This is a genomic window from Arthrobacter sp. NPDC058288, assembly GCF_042880995.1.
GTDB lineage: Bacteria > Actinomycetota > Actinomycetes > Actinomycetales > Micrococcaceae > Arthrobacter.
The window spans coordinates 1,159,397-1,184,268 of sequence record NZ_JBHVYH010000001.1; the positions used below are offsets into that span (position 1 = coordinate 1,159,397).

Consider the following 24,872-nt stretch of genomic DNA (forward strand, 5'->3'; position numbering starts at 1 on the left):
TGCCATGACCACAGAATCCAGCAGCAAGGACCTGCTGCCCGCCGATCTCGCCATGGGCGCGGTGATGCTCAAAGTGGGCGACATGAAGCTCATGACGGACTACTACCAGCGGGCGCTCGGGCTGGAGGCCGTGGCTGAGGAGGACGGCGGCGTGTACCTTGGCCGCCGGGGCACACCCTTGGTCCACCTGGCGCCGGCTCCGGGCCTCAATCTCCCGGCCCGCGGCGAGGCCGGGCTGTTCCACACGGCACTCCTCTTCGAGGACCGGCCGTCGCTCGCGGCCACGGTGGCCTCCGCCGCCCGGTATGAACCGCGGCTGTTCACCGGGAGCGCCGACCATCTCGTCAGCGAGGCTTTCTACTTCAGCGACCCCGAGGGCAACGGCATCGAGCTGTACTGGGACCGTCCCCGCACCGACTGGTCCTGGGAGGGGACTAATGTGGTCATGGACAGCCTCGCCCTCCCGCCGCAGCGCTTCCTGCAGGAATTCCTGAGCGAGGAGGCGGTAAGCGGGCAGCGCGAGGCCGCGGCCGGCGTCGGGCACGTCCACCTGCAAGTGGGTGATGTCCAGTCGGCGCACGACTTCTACGTGGGCACCCTCGGTTTCGAGAAAACCGCCGGATGGCACGGGCAGGCCCTTTTCGTCTCCGCCGGCGGCTACCACCACCACATGGCGATGAACGTCTGGAACAGCCGTGGCGCAGGTCCCCGTAAGGACACCCTGGGCCTGGGCGAAGTCCTGATCGAAGTGCCGGGAACGGACGACGTCGGCGCGCTTGCCGACCGTTTGCGGGTTGCCGGCGTGGGGTCGCACCACACCGGAGCCGAGCTGCGGTTTGAAGATCCGTGGCGCAACCGGATCCGGGTCGCTGTCCGCTGAGGCGTCGCAGGCCTGCGCGTCCTTCTGGGTTAGGCTAAAACCGGAGGTCCGGGGGCGGCTGCGAAGCCCCCGCCCGGACCATCACACCGTCGACGGAATGAGGATGATTTCCATGGGTTTCACCGAAATCTTTGTTTCCACCCACGATGAGGCACTCAAGCGCGCGGCGGCACTCGACGGCGGCGGTGCCGCTGCTCCGGACGCGCTTCGGATTCCCGACATCAGCGACTTTGAGATAGAGCAGCTGGGCGACCTCGCTGGAGCGGCGGTCCACGCGTCAGGAGCCGACTACGAACTCGCCATGGTGGACGTGGCGAGTGATTCGCTGCTGGGCGTGCCGGCCGCCATGGTCCGGGCGCTCGCCGAACTCCTCAGCTACGAGACCGAAGGCGAGGGCGATGTCCTGGAGGATGTGGCGGCCAGGTGGGCGGCTGAGGAGGACATGCCTTTTGGTTCAGAAGAAGCCCGCGGCTATGTCCAGCAGCTCGCACGCATGGCCGGCAGCGTGGATCCGAACGCCCGCACCGGGCTGTACGTCTGGTCCTCCTGAGCCGGCTGGCGGGTGTCAAGTCGAAATCCCGGCTGCGATCTGGCACAATGAACAGGTACTTGATCTGCGTGGCCCCTCTCTCCGCGTCCGGATCTTGTCCTTTTAGAACCCCCTAGTACGGCCCGCCCCACGGGTGCAGAACGCCGGGCTCGACCCCGTTTCAGAAACAGGAGTGACCACAAAAGTGGCCGTAAAGATTCGCCTTAAGCGCTTCGGCAAGATGCGCGCACCGTACTACCGCATCGTTGTCATGGACGCACGCTCCAAGCGTGACGGCCGTGCTATCGAAGAGATCGGCAAGTACCACCCGACCGAAGAGCCCTCGTACATCGAGGTCGACACGGACCGTGCCCAGTACTGGCTCGGCGTCGGCGCACAGCCGTCCGAGCAGGTTGCGGCGATCCTCAAGATCACCGGTGACTGGCAGAAGTTCAAGGGTCTCCCTGGCCAGGAGGGCACCTTGAAGACCAAGGCTCCCAAGGATGCCTTTGTTACCCCTGAAAAGGGTTCCGTGATCATCCCGGAAGCCATCACCAAGAAGGCCAAGAAGGACGAGGCAGCCGAAGCTTCCACCGAAGCCGAAGCAGAGACCACCGAGGCTGAGTAAATTGCTGGCAGAAGCGCTCGAACACCTTGTCCGCGGGATCGTTGACAGTCCCGAGGACGTCAAGGTCAGCGCCAAGAACAACCGCCGCGGGGACACCCTCGAGGTGCGAGTTCACCAGGACGACCTCGGACGGGTGATCGGTCGTCAGGGCCGCACGGCGCGCGCACTGCGCACTGTCGTGGCGGCGCTGGCCGGCGGCGAACAGGTCAGGGTCGACGTCGTCGACACCGACCGCCGCCGGTAAACGCTCCGCAATATTTGTCTCAAGTCCGGCCCCTTCACCAGATTATGGTGGAGGGGCCGGACTGTTTTCAGCAAAACCCGCGGGTTCCGCACAACCCGTGCGGCGGGCTTGCAGTACCGCCGGCCGCAATAGAACCGCAACAGAACGAACTCCGGAACAGAGGAACAGATGCAGCTTCAGGTGGCACGAATCGGCAAACCGCACGGCATCCGCGGCGAAGTGACCGTCCAGGTCCTGACCGATGCGCCGGAGGACCGTTTCATTCCTGGCACGGAATTCGTGGTCGAGCCGGCCTCGGTCGGAACGCTGACCGTGGATAGTGCCCGCTGGAACAAAGACATCCTGCTGCTGGGTTTTGAGGGCATCGAGACCCGCAACCAGGCCGAAGCACTGCGTGGCGCCAAGCTGTTCATCGAGACCGAAGAGCTCGACGAGGACGACGACGAAGGCTGGTACGAGCATGAGCTGGTCGGCCTTGACGTCCGCGTGGGCGACTCCGTCGTCGGCAAGGTGACCGGGCTCCGTACCCTTCCGGTCCAGGACCTCATCGAGGTGGAGGCGCCGGACGGCAAGGAGATCCTGATCCCCTTCGTCGAGGAGATCGTGCCTGAGGTCAACGTCGGGGGCAAGTACATCCTTGTCACCCCGCCGCCCGGCCTGTTCGAGATCAACGTTGAGGATGCCGGCGAAGGGCCGGGCGCCGGTGACGCGGGGCAGGGCGATGCCGAGCCTGGCAAGACCGAGGCCGGAGATAACGCCTAGATGAGGATCGACGTCGTCAGCATCTTCCCGGAGTATCTCGCGCCCCTGGAACTTTCGTTGATCGGGAAGGCCCGCCAGGACGGCATCCTGGAATTGAACGTCCATGATCTCCGGGATTTCACCACCGACAAACACCGCTCGGTGGACGACACTCCGTACGGCGGTGGGGCCGGAATGGTGATGAAGGCCGAACCGTGGGCACAGGCTCTTAGTGCCGTTGCGGCGGTCAGGGGCGGTGACGCGCGCCGTAAGCCGGTGCTGATCGTCCCGTCCCCGGCAGGGGAACGGTTCACCCAGGCGCTGGCACACGAGCTCGCGGAGGAACAGCAACTGGTCTTTGCCTGCGGCCGGTACGAGGGCATTGACGAGCGCGTCATCGAGTGGGCGGAAGAGCACTTCACGGTCCGGCCCATGAGCCTGGGGGACTACGTCCTCAATGGCGGCGAGGTGGCCGTGCTGGCCATGACGGAAGCCATCGTCAGGCTTCTTCCGGGCGTTGTTGGCAATCCGGAGTCCCTCGTCGAGGAATCACACTCGGACGGCTTGCTGGAATACCCCGTCTACACTAAACCCGCCCTGTGGCGTGAGCGCGAAGTACCCCCGGTTCTGCTGAGCGGCAACCACGGCAAGATAGCCCAGTGGCGCCGGCACCAGCAGTACCGCCGGACCGCAGAACGCCGGCCCGACCTGCTCGCAGAGTTCGACGCCGGCAATCTTCCCCGCGCCGACCGCACCGCGCTCGGCGAACTGGGGTACGACGTCGTCGACCGTCATCTCCGGCTCCGCCCGGAGGAGCCCGGGACAAGCGCGTCGGCGGACGGCTGACGCCCCGCTGAACCGCAGGCCCCCCTCGGGAGCCTCCGGATTCGCCGGAATCCTCCGCATGTGGCAAAATTAGTCCTTGTGCCTGCTGGGTGCGCACCTGCCACAGGGGGAGCGCCACCAACAGCCCGGCACCCCGGTCCCGCCAATCAGTGACGGAGCCGGATCAGAAAATTTTCGGCAGTGATTTCCGGGCTTGTTCCCGGGCTTGGCCGCCGTGACCCAAAGTGGATGACCTGTGGCGTTCACCAGGAGTGGATCAATGCATATCCTCGATACCGTAGACGCAGCATCGCTGCGCACCGATGTTCCCCAGTTCCGTGCGGGCGATACCCTCAAGGTCCACGTGAACATCATTGAAGGCAAGAACTCCCGTGTCCAGGTATTCCAGGGCTTCGTTCTGGGCCGCCAGGGCGACGGCATCCGCGAAACCTTCACGGTCCGCAAGGTTTCCTTCGGTGTCGGCGTAGAGCGTACCTTCCCGGTACACTCCCCGATCATCGACAAGATCGAGGTCGTCACCAAGGGTGACGTCCGCCGCGCCAAGCTTTACTACATGCGTGCACTGCGCGGTAAGGCTGCGAAGATCAAGGAAAAGCGCGACTTCAGCACCGCCAAGTAAGTCCCCGGACTTCCATGGCGGGTCCAGAACCGGGATCCGGCCCGCGCCGGAGCCTCCAGCAACAGCGCCACAGGATACGGATCATGGACCAGTCAAAACGCCAGCCCAGGAAACTGGGCTGGCGTTTTGTGTTGCTGGCACTGGCGCTTGCGGTCCTAATCAGCGGACTTGTCCGCGCTCTCTGGCTGGACGTGTACTACATACCCTCCGCCTCCATGGAGCCGCTCTTCGGCGCGGGGGACAGGATCCTGGTGTCCCGTACCGATTTCGAGTCCGAGCCGGTCCGGCGCGGTGACGTCGTAGTCTTTGACGGCCGCGGGACGTTCGCCCCGCTCAACAGTGGCAACGGCCCGCTCCAGGACGCCGTCGCGGCGGCTGGCCACTGGCTTGGCGTCACGGGCAGTGATACAACCTACATAAAGCGGGTTATCGGGATGCCCGGGGATCATGTTGTCTGCTGCGACGACCAGCAGCGGCTCACAGTGAACGGTCAGCCGCTTGAGGAACCATACCTCTATGGCGGAGACCTTGCGAGCAAACAGAAGTTCAGCGTGATCGTTCCGGCGGGACGGCTATGGTTGCTTGGAGACCACCGTTCCATGTCCGCCGATTCCCGTAGCCTGCTGGGCGCACCGGGCGGCGGCATGTTGCCGTTGGACCGGGTCATTGGCAGGCCGGTCCAGATCATCTGGCCACTTGACAGACTTGCGGCCGTTCCCCGGCCAGCAGAAACCAGCACGACGACGAAGGACGGACAGTAGATGCCCGAGACCGACCCCCGGACTCCTGATCCGTTCAACCACGATGCCGGTCGAGCCCCGGCCAGAGGCGACCAAACGGGAACCGCCACGGACAGGGACACCGGTCTTCCGTCTGCGGGCTCCGCTGATCCGTCCACAGAAACCGGCCTGCCCGTCGGAGCGGGGAGCCGCGCCGCCGGGACGCACGGCGCGCATTCGAAGTCCGGCCCCTCGAAAGGGGCTAAGGATGGCAAAACCCATGGCCCGGTGTACCTCTGGGTCAAGGAGGTGCTCACGGTGGTGGCGATCGCCGTGGTGCTGTCCTTCCTGATCAAGACCTTCCTGTTCCGGGCGTTTTACATTCCCTCCGAATCCATGGTCAGCACGCTGGACGTGAACGATCGGATCTTCGTGAACCTGCTCGTGCCCGAGCCCTTCGCCCTTGAGCGCGGCGACGTGGTGGTCTTCAAGGACACCAAGGGATGGCTGGTGCCTTCGCCGGAGAAGGCCGACGGCCCGTTTACCTGGGTCCAGGACGGCCTGACCTTCGTCGGGCTGCTGCCGGACAATTCGGAGCAGCACCTGGTCAAGCGAGTGATCGGACTCCCGGGTGACCACGTGGTGTGCTGTGATGCCGGCGGCAAGCTAACCATCAACGGCACCGCTGTGGACGAGACATACGTCAACCCCGCTGAAGTGCCGGACATCCGCAACTTCGACGTTGTTGTCCCCGACGGCAAGATCTGGGTGATGGGGGACAACCGGAACCACTCGGCCGATTCCCGCGCCCATCAGGACAGCAACGGCGGCTTCATCGACATTCCCGATATCGAGGGCAAGGCGGCCGTTATCGCCTGGCCCCTCAACCGGCTGACCGCCCTGGGCAACTATCCCGACGTGTTCCGGAACGTCCCTGCGCCGGCCGGGAAATAGATGTCCACTGCACCCACCCTCGATTACGAGCACCGCTTCTTGAGTTCCGGTGCCAGGTTACTGGCCGGCATCGACGAGGTAGGCCGGGGCGCGATCGCGGGGCCCGTGACCGTCGGGATCACCGTCGTGGACCTGAGCCGTCCGGTGCTGCTGGACGACGTCCGCGACAGCAAGCTCCTGAAGGAATCCGACCGTGAGCGGCTGGAGCCCCTGGTGCGGAGCTGGAGCGTCGCCTCGGCGGTGGGGCACGCCTCGGCCGGCGAGATCGACGCATTGGGGATCATCGCCGCCCTGCGGACTGCCGGGACGCGGGCCTGGCTGCAGATCCTGGCCGCCGGCGTCACGCCGGACGTGGTGCTGCTCGACGGCAGCCATAACTGGCTTTCGCCCGAGACGCAGGCCTCCCTGTTCGATGACGCCCCGACAGGTCCGGGCTGCGACGCGCCGGTCCACACCCTCGTCAAGGCCGACATGCAGTGCTTGAGCGTGGCCGCCGCGAGCATCTTGGCCAAGGTGGAACGGGACCGACTGATGCGTTCATTGCACAATGAGTACCCCGCCTTTGGCTGGGATGAAAACAAAGGCTACGGCACGGCGTCACACAAGGAAGCGCTCAAGGCAGCGGGGCCGACGCCCTATCACCGGGTCAGCTGGCAGATTCTCTGACCCTGGCGCCCTGCCCTGGCCGCGGGGCAGCGCGGAATAGTGCAAGATGGAACCATGAGTGCCGAGGATCTTGAGAACTATGAAACCGACATGGAACTGCAGCTCTACCGCGAATACCGTGACGTTGTCGGGCTGTTCAGCTACGTAGTCGAGACCGAGCGGCGTTTCTACCTGGCCAACCACGTGGACCTTCAGGCGCGCAGTGCCGACGGCGAAGTCTATTTCGACCTCACCCTCCAGGACGCCTGGGTGTGGGACGTCTACCGCTCGGCCCGGTTCGTCAAGAGCGTCCGCGTGATCACATTTAAGGACGTCAACGTCGAAGAACTGCCACGGAACGAGGAACTGGCCCTTCCCAAGGACGTGGATCTCGGCAACTGACGTGGCCGGTTGAGCCGGGCACCTGATCTTCGCGCCCGACCACCGGTTCAATGGTTTGCACTACCTGTTTTTTGCCCGGGGTCTGGTATCCCTGCCATCCTTGGCGAGAGACTACTGTATGGGATTGATACGCATTTCTGTTCCGACGGCTTACCGCGATGCGGAGGGGTCTCGCGTCCTGCAGATTACCGGCGGTGCTTGAGTCGAGTACCGCGGCTCATACTGGCACTGCCTACCCGGCTGAAATCAGAGAAGATCTCACCATGAAAATACTCTGCTGGTTCCTAGGGCACATCTGGAGCAGCCATGCCGGCTTCTACGATGAGCGGCCGCACCAGTCTGCCCACTGCATGAGATGCGGAACCCGCGCCTAGCCGTACGTCCCGGAGCCAACATCTCCTCCACAGCATCCCACTAGCAGGGTTTCCCACATAGCTGTCTCCACCGCTATGCCCGCGTCCGCGCCCTCCCGCAGGCTGGTGTCGGAGGTAAGAATGAGAGCCAAAGACTTGCTTGGCCGGCGCGGAGAAGAACTGGCCGCCGGATATCTGGAATCACAGGGCATGCGGATCGTGGACCGCAACTGGCGCTGTTCCGAAGGTGAAATCGACATCGTGGCCTTCGACGGCGACTCGCTCGTCATCGCGGAGGTGAAAACGCGGAAGTCCCTTGCCTACGGGCATCCTTTTGAAGCCGTCGGCGTTGCCAAACTGGCGCGCCTGCACAGGCTTGCAACGGCATGGTGCCGGGACCACGAGCTGCGCATGCCCTGCCGCCGCGTCGACGTGGTCGCCGTCCTGGACGACGGCGCCGGCCAGCCGCGCGTGGAGCACCTCAGGGGGGTGGGGTAGATGGCACTGGGCAGGACGTACTCCGTGGCGCTTGTGGGACTCAACGGATACATCGTGGAAGTTGAAGCTGACATCGGCCAGACCCTCCCGGCCTTCGTCATTCTCGGCCTGCCGGACGCTTCACTGAACGAAGCCAAGGAACGGATCCGGTCCGCTGCGCAAAACTCCGGCATCCCGCTGAGCCGGCGCAAGATCACCGCCAACCTCATACCCGCATCGCTGCCAAAACGGGGCTCGGGTTTCGATTTGGCCATCACCATGGCAGTCCTGCGGGCCGCGAATGACATCCACTCAACGGAACGGACTGTCTTCATCGCTGAACTGGGCCTGGACGGCAGGCTCAGGCCGGTCCGCGGCATCCTCCCGGCAGTGATGGCCGCCGTGCAGGCGGGGTATCCGGACGTCGTGGTGGCGCAGGCGAATGCGGCGGAGGCCGAGCTTGTGCCCGGCGCCCGGGTCCGCGGCTACAAGACCCTGGCCCGACTCGCCTGTGACTTCGGGGCCGATCCGCTGGAGCTTGCGCTGGACTTCGAACCCGCAGACGAGGATTCCTCCGGCGAAGCTGCTGCCGGAGCCCTGGTGGCACCGGACATGTGCGACGTCTCCGGCCAGGGGGATGCCCGGAGGGCGCTCGAAGTCGCGGCCGCCGGTGCCCACCATCTGCTCCTGTCCGGTCCGCCCGGGGCCGGGAAGACCATGCTCGCCGAACGGCTCCCCGGCCTGCTGCCTGACCTGGCTGATACCGAGGCCATGGAGGTGACGGCCATCCACTCCTTGTGCTCCCTGCCGTCAGCCTCCGTGCAGCTCCTTCGTCGGCCGCCGTTTGAGAATCCCCACCACAGCGCCACCGCCGCCGCCATCATCGGAGGCGGATCAGGGCTGCCCCGGCCGGGCGCAGCCTCCAGGGCGCACCGTGGCGTGCTGTTCCTGGACGAGGCCCCGGAATACGAACGGCGGGTCCTCGATGCGCTCAGGCAACCCCTGGAGAGTGGCGAACTGGTGATCCATCGGTCCGCCGGTACAGCTGCCTATCCGGCAAGATTCCAACTCGTGCTGGCTGCCAACCCCTGCCCCTGCGGCAAGGCCTCGGGGAAGGGGCTCGACTGCACCTGCACCCCGATGATGCGGCGCCGGTACCTGGCCCGGATGTCAGGGCCCCTCCTGGACAGGGTGGACATCCAGTTGCAGGTGGAGCGGGTTTCGCTTGCCGATTTCGGGCGGACCGGCGCGGAGGAAGACACTCATGCAATTGCCGCGCGGGTCCGTGACGCGCGGTTGCGCCAGCTTGAGAGACTTCGCCCCCTGGGGCTGGAAACCAACTCCCAGGTGCCCGGACGTGTCCTTCGCGGGGCACTGCGCCTCGCATCACCCACCACACGCATCCTGGACCATTCGCTCGAACGAGGTGTCCTTACCGCCCGCGGATACGACCGCGTGCTGCGCCTGGCCTGGACGCTGGCGGACCTGGCGTGCCGTGACACCCCGGATCCCGACGATATCGGGCAGGCCCTGGGACTCCGGCAAGCGGCCTCGGCTGCGGCCTGAAAGGAAAATGATGACTGACCATGAACGAATAGCCCGGGCTGCCTTGTCGCGACTTATGGAGCCGCAGGACGCCGTCGGCCTGGCCCTCGTGCGTATGGCCGGCGCAGTGGACGCGCTCAGGATCGCCACTGGCCAACTGGCGTCCGGTCCGCAGCTGGAACAGGACGTCACGGCTTTGCTTGCGGAGAACGGGACGCCGAGCTGGCCTGGAATGAGCGCTTCGCTCAGGCGCTGGGCCCCGCGCATCCCGGACCTGGCTCCGGAGCGGGATCTTGCCACCATGCAACGGCTGGGCGGCCGGATGATCATGCCCTCCGATTCGCTATGGCCCGGACAGTTGGCCGATCTGGACCTTCATGAGCCCATCTGCCTCTGGTGGCGCGGACTGGAACACCCACTGCCTGCAGCGGCGAGGTCCCTTGCTTTGGTCGGTTCCCGCGACAGCACGAGCTATGGCGCGGCCGTCACGGGCGACCTTGCCTATTCGCTGGCGCAGCGGGGCTTCACTATCGTGTCGGGCGGGGCTTACGGGATCGATGCGCACGCCCACCGGGCTGCGCTGGCTGGTGCCGGTGACGGGATGCCCACGATCGCAGTCATGGCCGGGGGAGTGGACCGTTTCTATCCGTCCGGCAACGAAGACCTGCTCAGGACCGTAGCGAACCAGGGCGCTGTCCTGGCTGAAGTCCCGCCCGGATCGGCCCCCACCCGGTACCGGTTCCTCCAGCGGAACCGCCTGATCGCCGCCCTGGCCTCGGTCACCGTGGTGGTGGAGGCCCGCTGGCGGTCCGGTGCACTGAACACGGCCCACCACGCGGAAAGCCTGGGCAGGGCTGTCGGTGCCGTCCCCGGGTCCGTGCACAGCGCCAACTCCGCCGGGTGCCACCGGCTGATTCGAGAAGGGGGAGCTGTCTGCGTCACCGACGCCGGCGAAATCGCTGAACTTGCCTCGCCTAGCGGCGAATCATTGGCAGACCCGGCCCCGGCACAGCATGCCGACCATGACGGCCTCACCCTGGAGGACCTTATCCTGCTCGACGCACTGCCACTGCGATCCGCCAGCTCCGTGGAAAAGCTGACTTCGGTCGCGGGACTGAGCACGGACGCGGTCAGGGCGGGCCTGGGGAGGCTCGGTCTGCTGGGGCTTGCCGAATCCGAACGCGGCGGCTGGAAACGGGCTCGAAAGGCCGGCTGACGGCCGGCTGCCTTGGCGTTGACCGCCGCACTCCCGGCCGCCAGGCCTGCATCTTCCCCTAACTGGTTGCCTTGGCTGCGTGGTTCCTTGATTGGCAGTCGAATAATGGGAAAGTGGGAACGTGGACACTTCTGACCTTCCGCCGGCCCTCGCTGACGCCGCCAGCCGTTTTGGCCGATACCTTGAAGGTGAGCGTGCCAGGTCACCCCACACCGTGCGCGCTTACCTGTCCGATGTCCGGAGCCTGCTTGCCATGGCGGCGGCGGACGGCGCTACCGGCCTCGACGGGATCGAACTGTCCACGTTGCGGAGCTGGCTCGGCGCGCAGAGCGAGGCGGGCATGTCCCGATCCACGCTTGCCCGGCGGGCTGCAACGGCCCGGTCCTTCACCGCCTGGGCTGTGCGGGAGGAAATCCTTGAAGCCGATCCGGCGCTGCGTCTGAAGGCCCCCAAACGGGAAAGGTCCCTGCCGGGCGTCCTGCACCAGCAACAGGTCCTGCGTGTTGTCGATTCGCTGGAGGCGGCGACTGCTGACGGCGGCCCGCTCGCCCTCCGGGACCGTGCCATGGTGGAGCTGCTGTACGCCACCGGTGTCCGTGTCGGGGAGCTTGCAGGAATGGACGTGGACGACCTGGACCCCGACCGGCGGACGCTCAGGGTGGTCGGCAAGGGGAACAAGGAGCGCACTGTACCGTACGGGCTGCCGGCCGCGGTCGCCGTCGACGACTGGCTGCGCCGCGGCCGGCCGGCGTTGGCTGTGGACGGTAGCGGTTCGGCACTCTTCCTCGGGGCGAGGGGACGGCGGGTGGACCAGCGGCAGGTTCGTACGGTGGTGAAAGACGTGCTGGACGCGCTGGGAGATACTTCTGCAACAGGCCCCCACGCTCTCCGTCACTCCGCCGCCACGCATTTGCTGGACGGCGGAGCCGACCTCAGGGCAGTACAGGAAATCCTCGGCCACAGCAGCCTGGCGACCACACAGATCTACACCCACGTATCGGTTGACCGCCTGCGGCAGAGCTATCAGCAAGCGCATCCGCGTGCCTGAAGCACATCCGGCGGCCGCTGCTCAGCGCAGCCCCGCCCCGGCGCACCCCCTGCCGCTGCCAACCGCGGTACAGGATTTCTTGATCACCTACGGCGCGCCGAATTGCACTGGCGTAATTAGGCGGGGTACGGCACAATAAGAGTCACGCCCGGCAACTTTCAAGTCAGGCTTGAAGCTCGCCCTCAAGCGGTTTCAGGCATCAGCCGGCACTAATTTCATAGCTTTGCAGGGACCATCGGCAGCATCCGGACCCGGCGCGGCAGACACACATCCAGGCAGAGGTCGTTGGGGAAGACGTACCTACAGCTATGGAGGATGGAATGTCTGTTGCAATGACCCGCGGTGTCTTGTTCGTTCACTCGGCCCCGACCGCCCTGTGTCCCCACGTTGAGTGGGCCATCGGGTCGGTCGTGGACAAGCGTACGGACCTTGAGTGGACTGCTCAGCCTGCTGCGCCCGGAATGTTCCGTTCGGAGCTTTCCTGGACCGGCAGCCCGGGGACAGGAGCGCTTCTGGCGTCTGCCCTGCGTGGATGGGCGCACCTGCGCTATGAGGTCACGGAAGAGCCCAGCCAGGGCGTGGACGGTGGCCGCTGGTCTCACACGCCGGAGCTTGGGATTTTCCATGCCGTCACGGACGTGCACGGAAACATCATGGTCTCCGAGGACCGCATCCGCTACGCCTACGAGTCCGGGGCAGGCGACCCGTCCGCCGTCTACCACGAGCTTTCGCTTGCCCTCGGCGAAGCCTGGGACGAGGAATTGGAGCCGTTCCGGCACGCTGCCGAGGGCGCTCCAGTGCGCTGGCTGCACCAGGTGGGCTGACCGGGCCTCCGCACGTTCAGACACCGCGCGAGCGCGAAAACGAGCGGGAACAACCGGTCCGCTCGGCAATACCCTCCATAACGCGAGAGGCCCCTGCCGGACGGCAGGGGCCTCTCGCTGTACAACCGGGGACGCTAGATGCTGCGTACTGCAATGACGGCGTTGTGGCCGCCGAAGCCGAACGAGTTGCTCAGCGCCACGATGTTGCCCGAGGGCAGTTCGCGGGCGGTCTTCGTGACAACGTCCAGCGGAATCTCCGGGTCCTGGTTTTCCAGGTTGATGGTCACCGGAGCTTTACGCTCGTATACAGCCAGTACGGTCAACACGGCCTCCACGGCGCCCGAAGCACCCAGCAGGTGGCCCATCTGGGACTTGGTCGCGGAGACCGCCACGTTGTCCACGTGCGATCCCAGGGCGGCGCGAAGGGCCGTGTACTCGGGCTTGTCACCAACAGGCGTGGACGTCGCGTGCGCATTGACGTGAACGACTTCCTCGGCCTGGATGCGGCCGTCGAACATGGCCGCCTTCAGGGCGCGGGTGGCGCCCAGACCCTGGGGATCGGGCGCGGTGATGTGGTAGGCGTCTGCCGTCACGGATGTTCCGGCGAGTTCGCCGTAAATCCGCGCTCCACGGGCAAGCGCGTGTTCCTCAGCCTCGATGACCAGGGCGCCGGCGCCCTCGCCCATGACGAAGCCATCGCGGCCCGTATCGTAGGGGCGGGAGGCGTGCTCGGGATCATCATTGCGGCGGGAGAGCGCCTGCATGGAGGCAAACGCCGCAATGGGCATTGGGTGGATCGCCGCTTCCGCGCCACCGCAGACTACGACGTCGGCCTTGCCGGAACGGATCAGGTCCAGGCCGAGGTGCAAGGCCTCAGTGCCGGAGGCGCAGGCGGACACCGGGGTGTGGGCGCCGGCGCGGGCTCCGAGGTCAAGGCTTACCGCTGCGGCCACGCCGTTAGGCATGAGCATGGGCACGGTCATGGGTAGAACGCGTCGCGGACCCTTTTCGCGCAGGGTGTCCCAGGCGTCCAGCAACGTCCATACGCCGCCGATACCCGTGGCAAAGGCCACCGCCAGGCGGTCATGGTCGACTTCGGTGATGCCGGAATCGGCCCACGCTTCGCGGGCGGCCACGACGCCGAACTGCGTGGAGGGGTCCATTCGCTTGGCTTCCACGCGGCTCAGGACATCCAGTGCGGGGGTCGAGGCGCGGGCGGCGAAGTGAACGGGCAGTTCATACTTCGCCACCCAGTCATCCTCGAGCGTGCGCGCGCCGGAGACGCCCTTCAGCGCGTTATTCCACATTGTGGGGACATCGCCGCCAATGGGCGTGGTGGCACCCAGACCGGTAATGACTACTTTGCGTGCCATGGGATCACTCTCTATCGGTGCGCATGCCGTATCCGGGGAGATGCCTGGCCGGGGATGCGTGGGGAAAACTTGAGGTCATTCAGCGGTGCCCGGTCCGGAGCGCTTGTTCAGCGCTCCGGACCGTTTACCGGTGCAGGCCGTTGCCGGCAGGAGCCAGGACTAGGCCTGTGCGTTTGCGATGAAGCTGACAGCGTCACCGACGGTCTTGAGGTTCTTGACCTCTTCGTCCGGGATGCGCACGCCGAACTTCTCTTCGGCGTTGACCACGATGGTCATCATGGAGATGGAGTCGATGTCCAGGTCCTCGGTGAAGGACTTGTCCAACTCGACCGCTTCGGTGGCGAGGCCGGTCTCTTCGTTGACGATTTCAGCCAGGCCGGCCAGGATCTCTTCGTTGCTAGCCATTGATGGCTCCTTTTCTTGTTGTTGCCGACAGGTACTGCCGGAAATGATTCAAGCCGCGATTACGGCTTGGTTCGCGAATCCGTACTGTTCAGAACGTATTCAGTTGTGGGTAAAGGGTTCGGCTACGGGAGCACGATCACCTGGGCGCCGAACACCAGACCTGCGCCAAATCCGATCTGCAGGGCGAGTCCGCCGCTGAGTTCGGGATTTTCCTGCAGCAGGCGGTGGGTGGCCAGCGGAATGGAAGCCGCCGAGGTGTTTCCGGCTTCAGCGATGTCCCGGGCCACCTTGACGGTCTCGGGAAGCTTGAGCTTTTTGACCATTTCGTCGATGATGCGCATGTTGGCCTGGTGGGGGACGAAAGCCACAAGGTCGTCCGCTGTGACGCCGGCGGCATCGAGAGCCTGCTGGGCCACCTTGGCCATCTCCCAAACCGCCCAGCGGAATACTGTCTGGCCGTCCTGGCGCAGGGTGGGCCAGATAGCGGAGTCCGTTACCTCGGCCTCCTCGGCGCTCAGCGCACCGGACTTGTTCGCAGCCAAGGCGAGTTCCCGCACATCGAGCAGGGAATGTGTCATGCCGATGGCATCCCACTTGCTGCCGTCCGAACCCCAGACCGACGGACCGATGCCGGCCGTGTCGGAGGGGCCGATCACCACGGCGCCGGCACCGTCGCCCAGCAGGAATGAAATGGTGCGCTCGGTGTTGTCAATGACGTCGGAGAGCTTCTCGGCTCCCACCACCAGCACGTATTCAGCCGCGCCGGAGCGGACCAGGGCGTCGCCCTGGGCAATGCCGTAGCAGTAGCCGGCGCACGCAGCCGAGATGTCGAAAGCCGGCGCAGGCGTTGCGCCAAGGCGGTCTGCCAGGCTGGCGGCAGCAGAGGGCGTTGCGTAGGGGTGCGTAACAGTGGAGACGATGACGGCGCCCAGCTGGCTCGCTTCGATGCCGGCCTTCGCCAGGGCTTCGCGGGCCGCTCCTTCCGCCATGTCAATGACACTGACGTCCGCAGGGGCCCGGTGACGGGTCACGATGCCGGTACGCTGCCGGATCCACTCATCCGAGGAATCGATCCACTGGCACACATCCTCGTTGGTGACGATGACGCTGGGCCGGTAGGCGCCGAGTCCGAGGATGCGGGTGTGTTCCCGCAGCGGTGCCTGCTTGAGTGCGGGAGCGCTCATGCCTGTCCCTCCAGTTCTGCGAATAGTGCAAGGGCAGCGGTGAGATCGTCCGGAGTCTTGACGGCGACCGTCTTTACTCCGGGCATGCCGCGCTTGGCGAGTCCGGCCAGGGTTCCGGCCGGCGCAAGTTCAATGACACCGGTGACGCCGCGCTGCACCAGCGTTTCCATGCAGAGATCCCAGCGGACCGGGCGGGAGACCTGGGCGATGAGGCTGCCGACTGCTGCATCACCGTCGGTCACTTCCTTGCCGTCGAAGTTGGAAAGGAGCGGCACCTGCGGGTTCCTGGGCTTGAGCGACGGCTTCAGGGCTTCCAGGGCAGCAACGGCCGGGGACATGTGCGAGGTGTGGAAGGCACCGGCCACCTTCAGCGGGATCACGCGGGCCTTGGCCGGGGGGTTCTCCGCCAGGGCCTTCAGCTGCTCGAAGGTGCCTGCGGCAACGGTCTGGCCGGCGCCGTTGACGTTGGCCGGCGTGGCGCCGGAGGACTCGATGGCCGCCAGGACCTCGGCAGGGTCCCCGCCAACCACGGCGCTCATGCCGGTAGGCGTGACGGCTGCCGCGGCAGCCATGCTGTTGGCGCGTTCACGTACGAAGGTCATTGCCTCGGTCTCGGTGAGGACACCTGCAAGCGCCGACGCCGTGATCTCGCCGACGGAATGCCCGGCGAGGATGACGGGCAGAGTGCTGAGTTCGACGTCGAAGAGCGACTTGGCGGCCACCAGTCCGGCCGCAACGATCAGCGGCTGGGCCACCGCCGTGTCCTTGATGGTTTCCTCATCCGACGTCGTGCCGTGTGTGGTGAGGTCGATGCCTGCTATTTCACTGAGGGAGGCCAAATGGCCTGCGACGGGAGGCAGTTCCAGCCAGGGGGCCAGAAAACCAGGGGTCTGGGAGCCCTGTCCAGGGCAGACGATTGCAAGCACGTATCCAGCTTTCCAAATTACCGCGTGATTCTCGGTGTATTCATGCACCAAGCTCACTGGGTCAGTTTGTAGGAAGTCTACAACGGTTCAGCTGCTGTTCCGGGACGGCTGGCGTTCGGCGGGTGCCTTGGGCGGCGCGGAAAGCCGCCCCACCACGAGGGCTGCCTGAAGCACAAACGCCTCCCGGGGAAGGAGCGGATCCCAGCCTGTGACGTCACAGACGCGCTTGAGCCGGTAGCGGACGGTGTTGGCGTGCACAAAGAGTTCACGGGCCGTTGCCTCCAGTGAGTGCCCAAGTTCGAGGTAGGTACCGAGGGTCTCCACCAGCCCGTTGGACGCTGCGATCAATGGCCGGTAGATGTTTTTGATAAGCGACCGGCGGGCGGCATCGTCCCCGGAGATGACCCGCTCCGGCAGCAGGTCGTCGGCGGCAACCGGGCGCGGCGCCGAGGGCCACGCGCGTGCAGCCGTCAGCCCGGCGAAAGCCGACTGGGCCGAACTGCTCGCTTCCAGCAGGGAACCCGCCTCCGGTCCGTAGACGACAGGCCCGGGGGCGAAGAGCTCGCTGAGTTTCAGGTAGGCGCTCTCCCGGTCCTGGACCCCTCCGAGGATGAGGATGAGCCGGTCGCCCTGGATCCCCACCAACGCGTCTTCGGCGAACCGGCCGGCCGTACGGCGCAGTTCGCTGACGTAGCTGGCACTGGGTTCCGACGGCGAATTGCCCACCATCACGGTAAAACGTTCCTGGGCTTTCCAACCGAGGGCTGCAATGCGGGACCGCAAGGCATCGGTGTTCTCGCCGCGCAGGATCGCATCGACAATCAGGGCTTCCAGCCGGGTGTCCCACGAGCCCCTGGATTCGGCCGCCCGGGCATAGACGTCTGCCGCGGCAAAGGCCACTTCACGTGAATAGCGGAGCACGGCTTCACGGAGTGCCGGCTGATCCGCCTCCGGAGCGATCACGGGCACCTGGTCCTCCACCACCTCCACCACGATCCTGATGAGCTGGAGGGCCTTCTGCAGGCTGATGGAGCGGGTCAGCTCGGTAGGCGCGGTCCCGAAGACGTCGGTGAGGATCCACGACGGCGAGCTTGGCCGCTCGTACCAGGTCACGAACGCGGCGATACCGTTCTGGGCCACCATCCCGAGCGCGGATCGCTCATCGGAACTGAGCCGGCTGTACCAGGGCAGCGATTTCTCCAGCTGGCGCATCGTGGTGGTGGACAGCTGCCCCACGCTCGCCCGAAGTTTCTTCAGCGTCTGGGCTTTTTCCGGCGTCAGGGCGCGCGAGGCCGGCTTGCGCTTTGCGGGGGTGGGGGTTGGCTCTGCCATGCATCGAGCATACGGTGCGCGCAGGCCAAGCTCCATTTGTGCAAAGGCTACAACTCGATTTGCGCTGCGTCACAGGCCAGCCCGGCACGCGCAACCCAGGGCAGGGACGACGACGGCGGCCCCCCTTTGGTGGGGACCGCCGTCGTCAATTTCCCTGACTAGGTGTGGAACGTCAGGATTCGCCTCCGGCGTTTCCGGTGGAACCCGCGTTCACGTTGTGCAGGCGGTACTTCTCAATGGCCTGGGCGGGAGCCTGGGCATCCACTTCGCTGCGGCGGGCGAGCATCTCCAGCGACCGGACCACGATGGAGTGGATGTCGTTCTTGAAGAAGCGGCGTGCCGCGGCGCGGGTGTCGGAGAAGCCAAAGCCGTCCGCGCCGAGCGAGGCGAACTCGTTCGGGAGGAACTGACGGATCTGGTCCGGGACGGCCTTCATGTAGTCCGTGACCGCCACGATGGGACCGGTGGCCCCTTCCAGCTGGGCGGTGACGAACGGCACCCGCGCCGGCTGGCCCGGGTTGAGGAAGGCCTCTTCCTCAGCAGCCATGGCGTCGCGGCGGAGTTCGTTCCAGGACGTGACGGACCAGACGTCCGCGGAGACGCCCCAGTCCTCGGCCAGGATCCGCTGCGCTTCCAGCGCCCACGGCACGGACACGCCCGACGCCAGGATCTGCGTGCGGGGGCCGTCAATCTTGGCCGGTGCGAGCAGGTAGATGCCCTTGATCACGCCTTCAACGTCCAGCTCTTCCGGCTCGGCCGGCTGGGTGATGGGTTCGTTGTAGACCGTGATGTAGTACATCAGGTTCCGGTCGGTGGAGTCCGGTCCGTACATCCGTTCGATGCCGTCGCGGATGATGTGGCCCATTTCGTAGCCGTAGGCGGGGTCGTAGGTGACGACTGCCGGGTTGGTGGCGGCGAGGATGGGGGAGTGGCCGTCGGCGTGCTGGAGTCCTTCGCCGGTGAGGGTGGTCCGTCCTGCGGTGGCGCCGATGATGAAGCCGCGGGTCATTTGATCCGCGGCGGCCCAGAAGGCGTCGCCGGTGCGCTGGAAGCCGAACATGGAGTAGAACACGTAGACCGGGATCAGCGGGACGCCGTGGGTGGCGTAGGCGGTGCCGGCGGCGGTGAAGGCTGCGACGGCGCCGGCTTCGTTGATGCCGGGGTGGATCAACTGGCCCTGGGCGGATTCCTTGTAGGCCAGGACCAGGTCCCGGTCCACGGAGAGGTAGTTCTGGCCCTTGGGGTTGTAGATCTTGGCCGTGGGGAAGAACGCGTCCATGCCGAACGTGCGGGCCTCATCGGGGATGATCGGAGCAATGTGCTTGCCGAACTCCTTGTCCCGCATGAGGTCCTTGAGCAGGCGGACGAACGCCATGGTGGTGGCTGCCTGCTGCTTGCCCGAACCGCGCTTGGCCACCTCGTAGGACTTCGCGTCCGGAAGCGTGATGGCTGCATGCTTGCTGCGGCGCTCCGGAACGGAGCCGCCCAGGGCTGCCCGGCGCTCCATCATGTACGCGATTTCCGGTGCATCGTTGCCGGGGTGGAAGTACGGCGGCTGGTAGGGATCGCCTTCGAGCTGCTCATCCGTGATCGGGATGCGCAGGTGGTCCCTGAACGACTTGAGGTCGTCGAGGGTGAGTTTCTTCATCTGGTGGGTGGCGTTGCGGCCTTCGAAGTGCGGGCCGAGGCCGTAGCCCTTGACTGTTTTGGCCAGGATGACGGTGGGTTTGCCCTTGAATTCGGTGGCTGCCTTGTAGGCGGCGTAGACCTTGCGGTAGTCGTGGCCGCCGCGCTTGAGGTTCCAGATCTGGTCATCGGTCAGGTCCGCGACGAGGTCCTTGGTGCGGGGGTCCTTGCCGAAGAAGTGTTCGCGGACGAACCCGCCGGATTCGGCCTTGTAGGTCTGGTAGTCCCCGTCCGGGGTCTCGTTCATGATCTTCACCAGCGACCCGTCGGAGTCCTTGGCGAGCAGGTCATCCCATTCCCGGCCCCAGACGACCTTGATGACGTTCCAGCCCGCGCCGCGGAAGAACGCTTCGAGTTCCTGCATGATCTTGCCGTTGCCGCGCACCGGACCGTCCAGGCGCTGGAGGTTGCAGTTGATCACGAAGTTCAGGTTGTCCAGGTTCTCGTTCGCGGCGAGCTGGAGCAGGCCGCGGGATTCGGGCTCGTCCATTTCCCCGTCGCCCAGGAACGCCCAGACCTGCTGGTCCGAGGTGTCTTTCAGGCCGCGGTTGTGCAGGTACCGGTTGGACTGGGCCTGGTAGATCGCGTTCATCGGCCCGATGCCCATGGACACGGTGGGGAATTCCCAGAACCCGGGCATCAGCCGCGGGTGCGGGTAGGAGGACAGGGCGTGCCCGGCCTTGGACTTTTCCTGCCGGAACCCGTCCAGGTCCTCCTCGCTCAGGCGTCCTTCCATGAACGCCCTGGCGTACATGCCGGGGGAGGCGTGGCCCTGGAAGAAGACCTGGTCCCCGCCGCCGGGGTGGTCCTTGCCGCGGAAGAAGTGGTTGAAGCCGACCTCGTACAAGGTCGCGGCACCGGCGTAGGTGGAGATGTGCCCGCCGACGCCGATGTTCGGGCGCTGGGACCGGTGCACCATGACCGCGGCGTTCCAGCGCATGTACGCCCGGTAGCGGCGCTCGTATTCCTCGTTGCCGGGGAACGGTGCTTCCTGGTCCGCGGGGATGGTGTTCACATAGTCCGTGGTGGTGACCATCGGAACCCCGACGCTCTGGGCGCCGGCACGCTGCAGGAGACTGCGCATGATGTACTGGGCACGCTCGGTGCCCTGTTCCCTGATCAGCGTATCCAGGGACTCAATCCATTCGGCGGTCTCTTCCGGATCACGATCAGGCAGCTGGTTAGTCAACCCGCTGAGGATATGGGAGGTATCTTCTCCTGCAGCCACGTCCAACCTCTCTTTGCGCGCATTCATCGGCGCCCTCAGGTCCGGCAGGGTAACTGCCTGGCGTGAACGCGACGTGTGCGACGTATCGGTTACATCAGCCCGGTCATGTGCGCCGGGCAGGGTCCTATCACGTCTATAACCGCATAAATCCAGGGCGATCGCCCCGCCGGCATAGTCGTCATCAGCCACTCTAGCTGTGAGAGCTATCCGATGCGTAGCCGCTGCCTGACGTACCTGTCGTATTTGACGTCATACTGGTTGTGTGACGGAAAGCCGCCTTGCCGGGCCGTCACCAGCCCGGATGTGACGCAGAATAAGTGGGATCGCGGGGGCAACAGCTTGAAGAGCAGGCACAAAGGGTGTTGGCTTGTAGTAATGGAAATCACTAGATTTATGCAGATGACTAAGCATTGGAGGAACACGTGAGCGAGGCCGACGCCGCCACTTCGGTAAATGTGGCGGAAAAATTGGGTTTCAAAAACGGGGATCTGATTCAGGAGTTCGGTTACGACGATGACGTCGACTTCGACTTACGTGACGATATTGAAGACCTCACGGGCTCGGAACTCCTTGATGAAGACGACCATGACGTAGTCGATGCCGTCATCTTCTGGTGGCGCGACGGCGACGGGGACCTGGTAGACACGCTCATGGATTCACTGACCACGCTGAGTGAAAACGGTGTGGTCTGGGTACTGACCCCCAAGTCGGGCAGGACCGGTTACGTCTCCCCGGCAGAGATCCAGGAGGCCGCACCCACGGCAGGGCTGCACCTCACCACTTCGGCAGGTGTTTCCAAGGACTGGAGTGCCACGCGCCTGGTCACCAGGAAGAACAAGTGACGCTCGGGCAACTGCAAACGGTTGATGATGCTGTTGCGGCCGCCGCTGTTCCCGAGGTCGGAGACCTGGCCCCCGACTTCGAACTGGTCAATCAGTACGGTGAGCCCGTCCGGCTGTCGGAACTGCGTGGGCGCAACGTCGTCGTCGTTTTCTATCCGTTTGCCTTTTCCGGAATCTGCACGGGCGAGCTTTGTGAAATCCGGGACAACCTTTCGCTGTTTGCGGACGCCAACGCCACTGTCCTGGCCCTGTCAGTGGACAGCAAATTCACTCTTCGGGCCTACGCAGAAAAGGAAGGCTACGGATTCGACCTGCTGGCCGACTTCTGGCCCCATGGTGCGGTTGCAAACCAATACGGCGTCTTCGACCCCGGCAGCGGCATGGCTCAACGGGGTACGTTCATCATCGATGCGGACGGCATCATTCGGTACGTCGTGGTGAATCCCCGCGGCCAGGCCCGCGACCTGGCCGGCTACCGCGCCGCCCTGTCGGAGCTTGGCGGGAACTGACCCCATGAGGCAGCGGCACCCCGGACTCGGCATGACTGGCTTCGCCAGTCTGCCGCCGGTCGGTGCCGCCACTCCCGCCCCTGACGAACTCGGCGTCCTCCGGGACATCAGGGACATCATAGCGGGAACACGCTTCGCGCTCCTCACCGGAGCCGGACTCAGCACCGACTCCGGCATACCGGACTACCGGGGTCCCGACGCTGCCCCGAGGGCGCCCATGACCTACCAGGAGTTCATCGGGCACGCGGGCAACCGTCAGCGGTACTGGGCGCGCAACCACATCGGCTGGTCCCACCTCCGGCGCGCGGACCCGAATGACGGCCACGCAGCGGCGGCCCGGCTTGAACAGCGCGGCCTGTTGACCGGCCTGATCACCCAGAATGTGGACCGGCTCCACGAGGACGCCGGCAGCGTCAATGTGGTGGACCTCCACGGCCGCTTCGACCGGGTGGCCTGCCTTTCCTGCGGACGCCGCTACAGCAGGACGCTGCTTGCCGGACTGCTGGAGGAGTTGAACCCGGGATTCCTGGAGCAGGCCTTGGCGGACGGCGTTGTTGAGATGGCGCCGGATGCCGACGCCACCGTGGAGGACTCGGCCCTCATCCGTAGTTTCGTGGTGGCGCACTGCCCGGCCTGCGGGGGAACCCTCAAACCCGACTTCGTGTACTTCGGCGAAAACGTTCCGAAAGAACGGGTTGAACGCTCGTATGCCATGGTCGATGAGGCCGGCGCTCTGGTTGTTGCAGGATCCTCACTGACGGTCATGAGCGGTCTTCGTTTTGTCCGGCACGCCGCCAAGCAGGAGAAGCCGGTGGTCATCATCAATCGGGGAGCGACGCGCGGAGACGACCTTGCGACCATCAAGCTGGAGGCCGGCGTTAGCGAATCACTCACCTGGCTTGCCGCCGAACTTCCGGATCTGTGACGTGCACCTCAGTAGCCCGCTGAGGAGGATGCCGATTGGCTTTCTGCATGGTGCATCCGGTACAGTTGCTGTTCGTTGGTTGAAGCGCTGAGGCGCGGAAATCATCGCATGGGTCTTTAGCTCAGCTGGTAGAGCGCCACGTTTACACCGTGGATGTCATCGGTTCGATCCCGGTAGGACCCACCAGCAAAACCCCGTCCTTGCAGCCTGAACAGGCCGCAATGGCGGGGTTTTTTGTGTCCAATGCCAAAGATATATTGTCGGACCCCGTCCATAGTGTGGCGGGATGGAACACATCATGATGAGGATGGCCCCGGACGGCCGGCCCCTTTCGATTCTCCGCGGCGGCCGCGAATGGACCATCGGCGCAGAGCCTGTCCGCTGGTTTGAGCGCGTCAGCTGGTGGGAGGCCGAGCGCAGGATGCCCAAGGGCCTGGGCAGGGTGGACATTGAGGTGTGGCGGGTGCAGGCCAGGCTGGGCAGGAACGAGGACTCGGCATTGACCACCATGGAACTGATCCGGGACGGACTAGGCGGAGGCTGGCGGCTGAGGGAGGCTATTGCGGACGCCGCGTGATGCCTGGCCTGGCGATGCTGCCGGGGAATTGGAAAAGCCTTCCACCGCGGCTATTGGGGGATGCCGCGGTGGAAGGCTTGAATTGAATATACAGTGAATTTTTCGAAATGTGAAACAGTTTGAGGCGTGGCGTCCGCGTCCTCCAGAGTCAAAGGTCCTGCGCTGCCGGACTTAGCGGTCCAGGACTGCCGGCTTCCCCCGTCCCGGCAAGTGGGGCGCAGGGGAACAATTCGCGTCCCTAGACATTATGATGGTTACTGTTCAGCTGAATGAACAGGTTTGTATGAATGGCGCACTAACGGACGCGCTTTAACTGAAGGAGAATCATGGCCGATTCCCGGGCTCCCCGCACCTCCGACGGACTGGGGAGTGCGTCCCCCGCGCCGGCTGTGACGCGCGCCGCCGCTGTGCTGGAGGCCTTGGCTGCCTCGGCGACGGGCAGGCTCACGCTGAGTGACCTTTCACGCGAACTCGGCATCCCCAAGTCGTCCACGTCGAACCTTTTGCTCGCCCTCGAAGAGGCCCGCCTCATCAACCGCCAGGGTGCCGACTTCACGCTCGGGCGCAAGCTCGTGGAACTTGGTGCCGCCTACCTCAGCCGGCTCGACGAGGTCCAGGAGTTTTACCGCTTCTGCGAACAGGCTCCCACCCTGTCCGGGGAGACGGTCCGCATCGCGATGCTTGACGGAACCAATGTCATCTACCTGGCCCGTTATGAGGGCCACCCTGCGGTCCGGTTAACGTCGAATATCGGCGACAAGATGCCGGTGTCGCTTTGCGCCGTCGGCAAGGCGCTCATCGCACGGCTGCATGACCATGACATCGACGAGCTATTCCCTGATGACGCCGAGCTTCCGGTGCTCACGCCGAAGTCGCTGCGTACGGGTGCCGAATTCAAGAAGCAGCTGCCGGTCATCCGTGAGCAGGGATATGCGTTCGAGGATGAGGAATCCACCACTGGCGTTGTCTGCCTCGCCGTCTCGGTCCCCACCAGGGGAGCCCACGGGCCAAGCCTGGGCCTGTCGGTCACCGCCCTGAAGGCCACCTACTCCGAGGAACAGGGCGCCCTCATGGTCAAGGAGCTCAAGGAGCTGGCCCGTTCACTGGGCAATCCCATGGGCTAAAAGAATGCCCGCCCAGGCGGAGACGCTCGGCCGGAGAAACAAATCGTATTTCATCATTGGCTATCCGTTCAGAGTGCTGTACTCTGTTCAA

At 65.1% G+C, this 24,872-nt stretch carries 27 protein-coding genes and 1 tRNA gene; 22 read left to right on the forward strand and 6 right to left on the reverse strand.

Features of this window, described 5'->3' with window-relative positions:
• The first annotated feature begins 4 nt into the window (after positions 1–4).
• The 16 genes from ACFVWT_RS05510 to ACFVWT_RS05585 all read left to right on the forward strand — a co-directional run bounded on the left by ACFVWT_RS05510 (position 5) and on the right by ACFVWT_RS05585 (position 12,670).
• Entirely contained in the window at positions 5–880 is an 876-nt protein-coding gene (locus ACFVWT_RS05510) for a VOC family protein (RefSeq protein ID WP_390245950.1), read from the forward strand.
• 112 nt (positions 881–992) lie between these two features.
• Entirely contained in the window at positions 993–1,430 is a 438-nt protein-coding gene (locus tag ACFVWT_RS05515) for a hypothetical protein (RefSeq protein ID WP_390245952.1), read from the forward strand.
• Positions 1,431–1,614: 184 nt separating this feature from the next.
• Entirely contained in the window at positions 1,615–2,037 is a 423-nt protein-coding gene (gene rpsP, locus ACFVWT_RS05520) for a 30S ribosomal protein S16 (RefSeq protein ID WP_390245954.1), read from the forward strand.
• Position 2,038: 1 nt separating this feature from the next.
• A complete protein-coding gene (locus tag ACFVWT_RS05525; RefSeq protein WP_011692324.1) occupies positions 2,039–2,281 on the forward strand; it encodes an RNA-binding protein in 243 nt (80 codons plus the stop codon).
• A 168-nt stretch (positions 2,282–2,449) separates the two neighbouring features.
• Positions 2,450–3,043, forward strand: coding sequence for a ribosome maturation factor RimM (gene rimM, locus ACFVWT_RS05530; protein ID WP_390245956.1), 594 nt, complete (start codon positions 2,450–2,452; stop codon positions 3,041–3,043).
• Positions 3,044–3,868: a tRNA (guanosine(37)-N1)-methyltransferase TrmD gene (gene trmD / locus ACFVWT_RS05535; protein ID WP_390245958.1), complete on the forward strand. Its 825-nt coding sequence runs from the start codon at positions 3,044–3,046 to the stop codon at positions 3,866–3,868.
• Positions 3,869–4,127: 259 nt separating this feature from the next.
• Positions 4,128–4,487, forward strand: coding sequence for a 50S ribosomal protein L19 (gene rplS / locus ACFVWT_RS05540; RefSeq protein WP_011692321.1), 360 nt, complete (start codon positions 4,128–4,130; stop codon positions 4,485–4,487).
• Positions 4,488–4,570: 83 nt separating this feature from the next.
• Positions 4,571–5,248 carry a signal peptidase I gene (gene lepB / locus ACFVWT_RS05545; RefSeq protein WP_390245960.1) on the forward strand — a complete coding sequence of 226 codons (678 nt, stop codon included), beginning with the start codon at positions 4,571–4,573 and terminating at the stop codon, positions 5,246–5,248.
• Positions 5,249–6,160: a signal peptidase I gene (lepB, locus tag ACFVWT_RS05550; protein ID WP_390245962.1), complete on the forward strand. Its 912-nt coding sequence runs from the start codon at positions 5,249–5,251 to the stop codon at positions 6,158–6,160.
• The gene (locus ACFVWT_RS05555) at positions 6,161–6,826 is read left to right on the forward strand and encodes a ribonuclease HII (RefSeq protein ID WP_390245964.1); all 666 of its coding nucleotides are present in this window, start codon (positions 6,161–6,163) and stop codon (positions 6,824–6,826) included.
• 54 nt (positions 6,827–6,880) lie between these two features.
• Positions 6,881–7,207 (forward strand): DUF2469 domain-containing protein, encoded by a 327-nt coding sequence (locus tag ACFVWT_RS05560; RefSeq protein WP_003806068.1) that lies wholly within the window; start codon positions 6,881–6,883, stop codon positions 7,205–7,207.
• A 494-nt stretch (positions 7,208–7,701) separates the two neighbouring features.
• Positions 7,702–8,058: a YraN family protein gene (locus ACFVWT_RS05565; protein ID WP_390245967.1), complete on the forward strand. Its 357-nt coding sequence runs from the start codon at positions 7,702–7,704 to the stop codon at positions 8,056–8,058.
• Positions 8,059–9,603 carry a YifB family Mg chelatase-like AAA ATPase gene (locus ACFVWT_RS05570; RefSeq protein WP_390245969.1) on the forward strand — a complete coding sequence of 515 codons (1,545 nt, stop codon included), beginning with the start codon at positions 8,059–8,061 and terminating at the stop codon, positions 9,601–9,603.
• Positions 9,604–9,613: 10 nt separating this feature from the next.
• Complete coding sequence (dprA, locus tag ACFVWT_RS05575) at positions 9,614–10,798, forward strand: DNA-processing protein DprA (RefSeq protein WP_390245971.1); 1,185 nt, start codon at positions 9,614–9,616, stop codon at positions 10,796–10,798.
• A gap of 121 nt (positions 10,799–10,919) precedes the next feature.
• Positions 10,920–11,846, forward strand: a complete 927-nt coding sequence (locus ACFVWT_RS05580; RefSeq protein ID WP_390245973.1) for a tyrosine recombinase XerC — start codon at positions 10,920–10,922, stop codon at positions 11,844–11,846.
• Positions 11,847–12,166: 320 nt separating this feature from the next.
• Positions 12,167–12,670, forward strand: a complete 504-nt coding sequence (locus ACFVWT_RS05585) for a DUF3145 domain-containing protein (protein ID WP_011692312.1) — start codon at positions 12,167–12,169, stop codon at positions 12,668–12,670.
• Between the two features lie 134 nt (positions 12,671–12,804).
• Here ACFVWT_RS05585 and fabF read toward each other — a convergent pair whose 3' ends face one another.
• From fabF to aceE, 6 genes are all read right to left on the reverse strand, one after another.
• Positions 12,805–14,043, reverse strand: coding sequence for a beta-ketoacyl-ACP synthase II (gene fabF / locus ACFVWT_RS05590; protein ID WP_390245975.1), 1,239 nt, complete (start codon positions 14,041–14,043; stop codon positions 12,805–12,807).
• Between the two features lie 159 nt (positions 14,044–14,202).
• Complete coding sequence (locus ACFVWT_RS05595; RefSeq protein ID WP_011692310.1) at positions 14,203–14,448, reverse strand: acyl carrier protein; 246 nt, start codon at positions 14,446–14,448, stop codon at positions 14,203–14,205.
• A gap of 122 nt (positions 14,449–14,570) precedes the next feature.
• A complete protein-coding gene (locus ACFVWT_RS05600) occupies positions 14,571–15,632 on the reverse strand; it encodes a beta-ketoacyl-ACP synthase III (RefSeq protein WP_390245977.1) in 1,062 nt (353 codons plus the stop codon).
• On the reverse strand, positions 15,629–16,558 hold the full coding sequence (locus ACFVWT_RS05605) for an ACP S-malonyltransferase (protein ID WP_390245979.1): 930 nt from the start codon (positions 16,556–16,558) through the stop codon (positions 15,629–15,631). The genes ACFVWT_RS05600 and ACFVWT_RS05605 overlap by 4 nt, the downstream gene beginning before the upstream one ends.
• Before the next feature lie 87 nt (positions 16,559–16,645).
• A complete protein-coding gene (locus ACFVWT_RS05610; protein ID WP_390245981.1) occupies positions 16,646–17,890 on the reverse strand; it encodes a PucR family transcriptional regulator in 1,245 nt (414 codons plus the stop codon).
• A 172-nt stretch (positions 17,891–18,062) separates the two neighbouring features.
• Entirely contained in the window at positions 18,063–20,831 is a 2,769-nt protein-coding gene (gene aceE / locus ACFVWT_RS05615) for a pyruvate dehydrogenase (acetyl-transferring), homodimeric type (RefSeq protein WP_390245983.1), read from the reverse strand.
• A gap of 395 nt (positions 20,832–21,226) precedes the next feature.
• Here aceE and ACFVWT_RS05620 point away from each other — a divergent pair, with 395 nt between their 5' ends.
• The 6 genes from ACFVWT_RS05620 to ACFVWT_RS05645 all read left to right on the forward strand — a co-directional run bounded on the left by ACFVWT_RS05620 (position 21,227) and on the right by ACFVWT_RS05645 (position 24,781).
• On the forward strand, positions 21,227–21,646 hold the full coding sequence (locus tag ACFVWT_RS05620) for a DUF3052 domain-containing protein (RefSeq protein WP_390245985.1): 420 nt from the start codon (positions 21,227–21,229) through the stop codon (positions 21,644–21,646).
• Positions 21,643–22,155 (forward strand): peroxiredoxin, encoded by a 513-nt coding sequence (locus tag ACFVWT_RS05625; protein ID WP_390245987.1) that lies wholly within the window; start codon positions 21,643–21,645, stop codon positions 22,153–22,155. Before ACFVWT_RS05620 ends, ACFVWT_RS05625 begins: the two co-directional genes overlap by 4 nt.
• 4 nt (positions 22,156–22,159) lie before the next feature.
• Positions 22,160–23,080 carry an NAD-dependent protein deacetylase gene (locus ACFVWT_RS05630; protein WP_390245989.1) on the forward strand — a complete coding sequence of 307 codons (921 nt, stop codon included), beginning with the start codon at positions 22,160–22,162 and terminating at the stop codon, positions 23,078–23,080.
• 110 nt (positions 23,081–23,190) lie between these two features.
• A tRNA-Val gene (locus tag ACFVWT_RS05635) sits at positions 23,191–23,266 on the forward strand.
• A 100-nt stretch (positions 23,267–23,366) separates the two neighbouring features.
• The gene (locus tag ACFVWT_RS05640) at positions 23,367–23,657 is read left to right on the forward strand and encodes a hypothetical protein (RefSeq protein WP_390245991.1); all 291 of its coding nucleotides are present in this window, start codon (positions 23,367–23,369) and stop codon (positions 23,655–23,657) included.
• 326 nt (positions 23,658–23,983) lie between these two features.
• The gene (locus tag ACFVWT_RS05645) at positions 23,984–24,781 is read left to right on the forward strand and encodes an IclR family transcriptional regulator (RefSeq protein ID WP_390245993.1); all 798 of its coding nucleotides are present in this window, start codon (positions 23,984–23,986) and stop codon (positions 24,779–24,781) included.
• Positions 24,782–24,872: the final 91 nt, after the last annotated feature.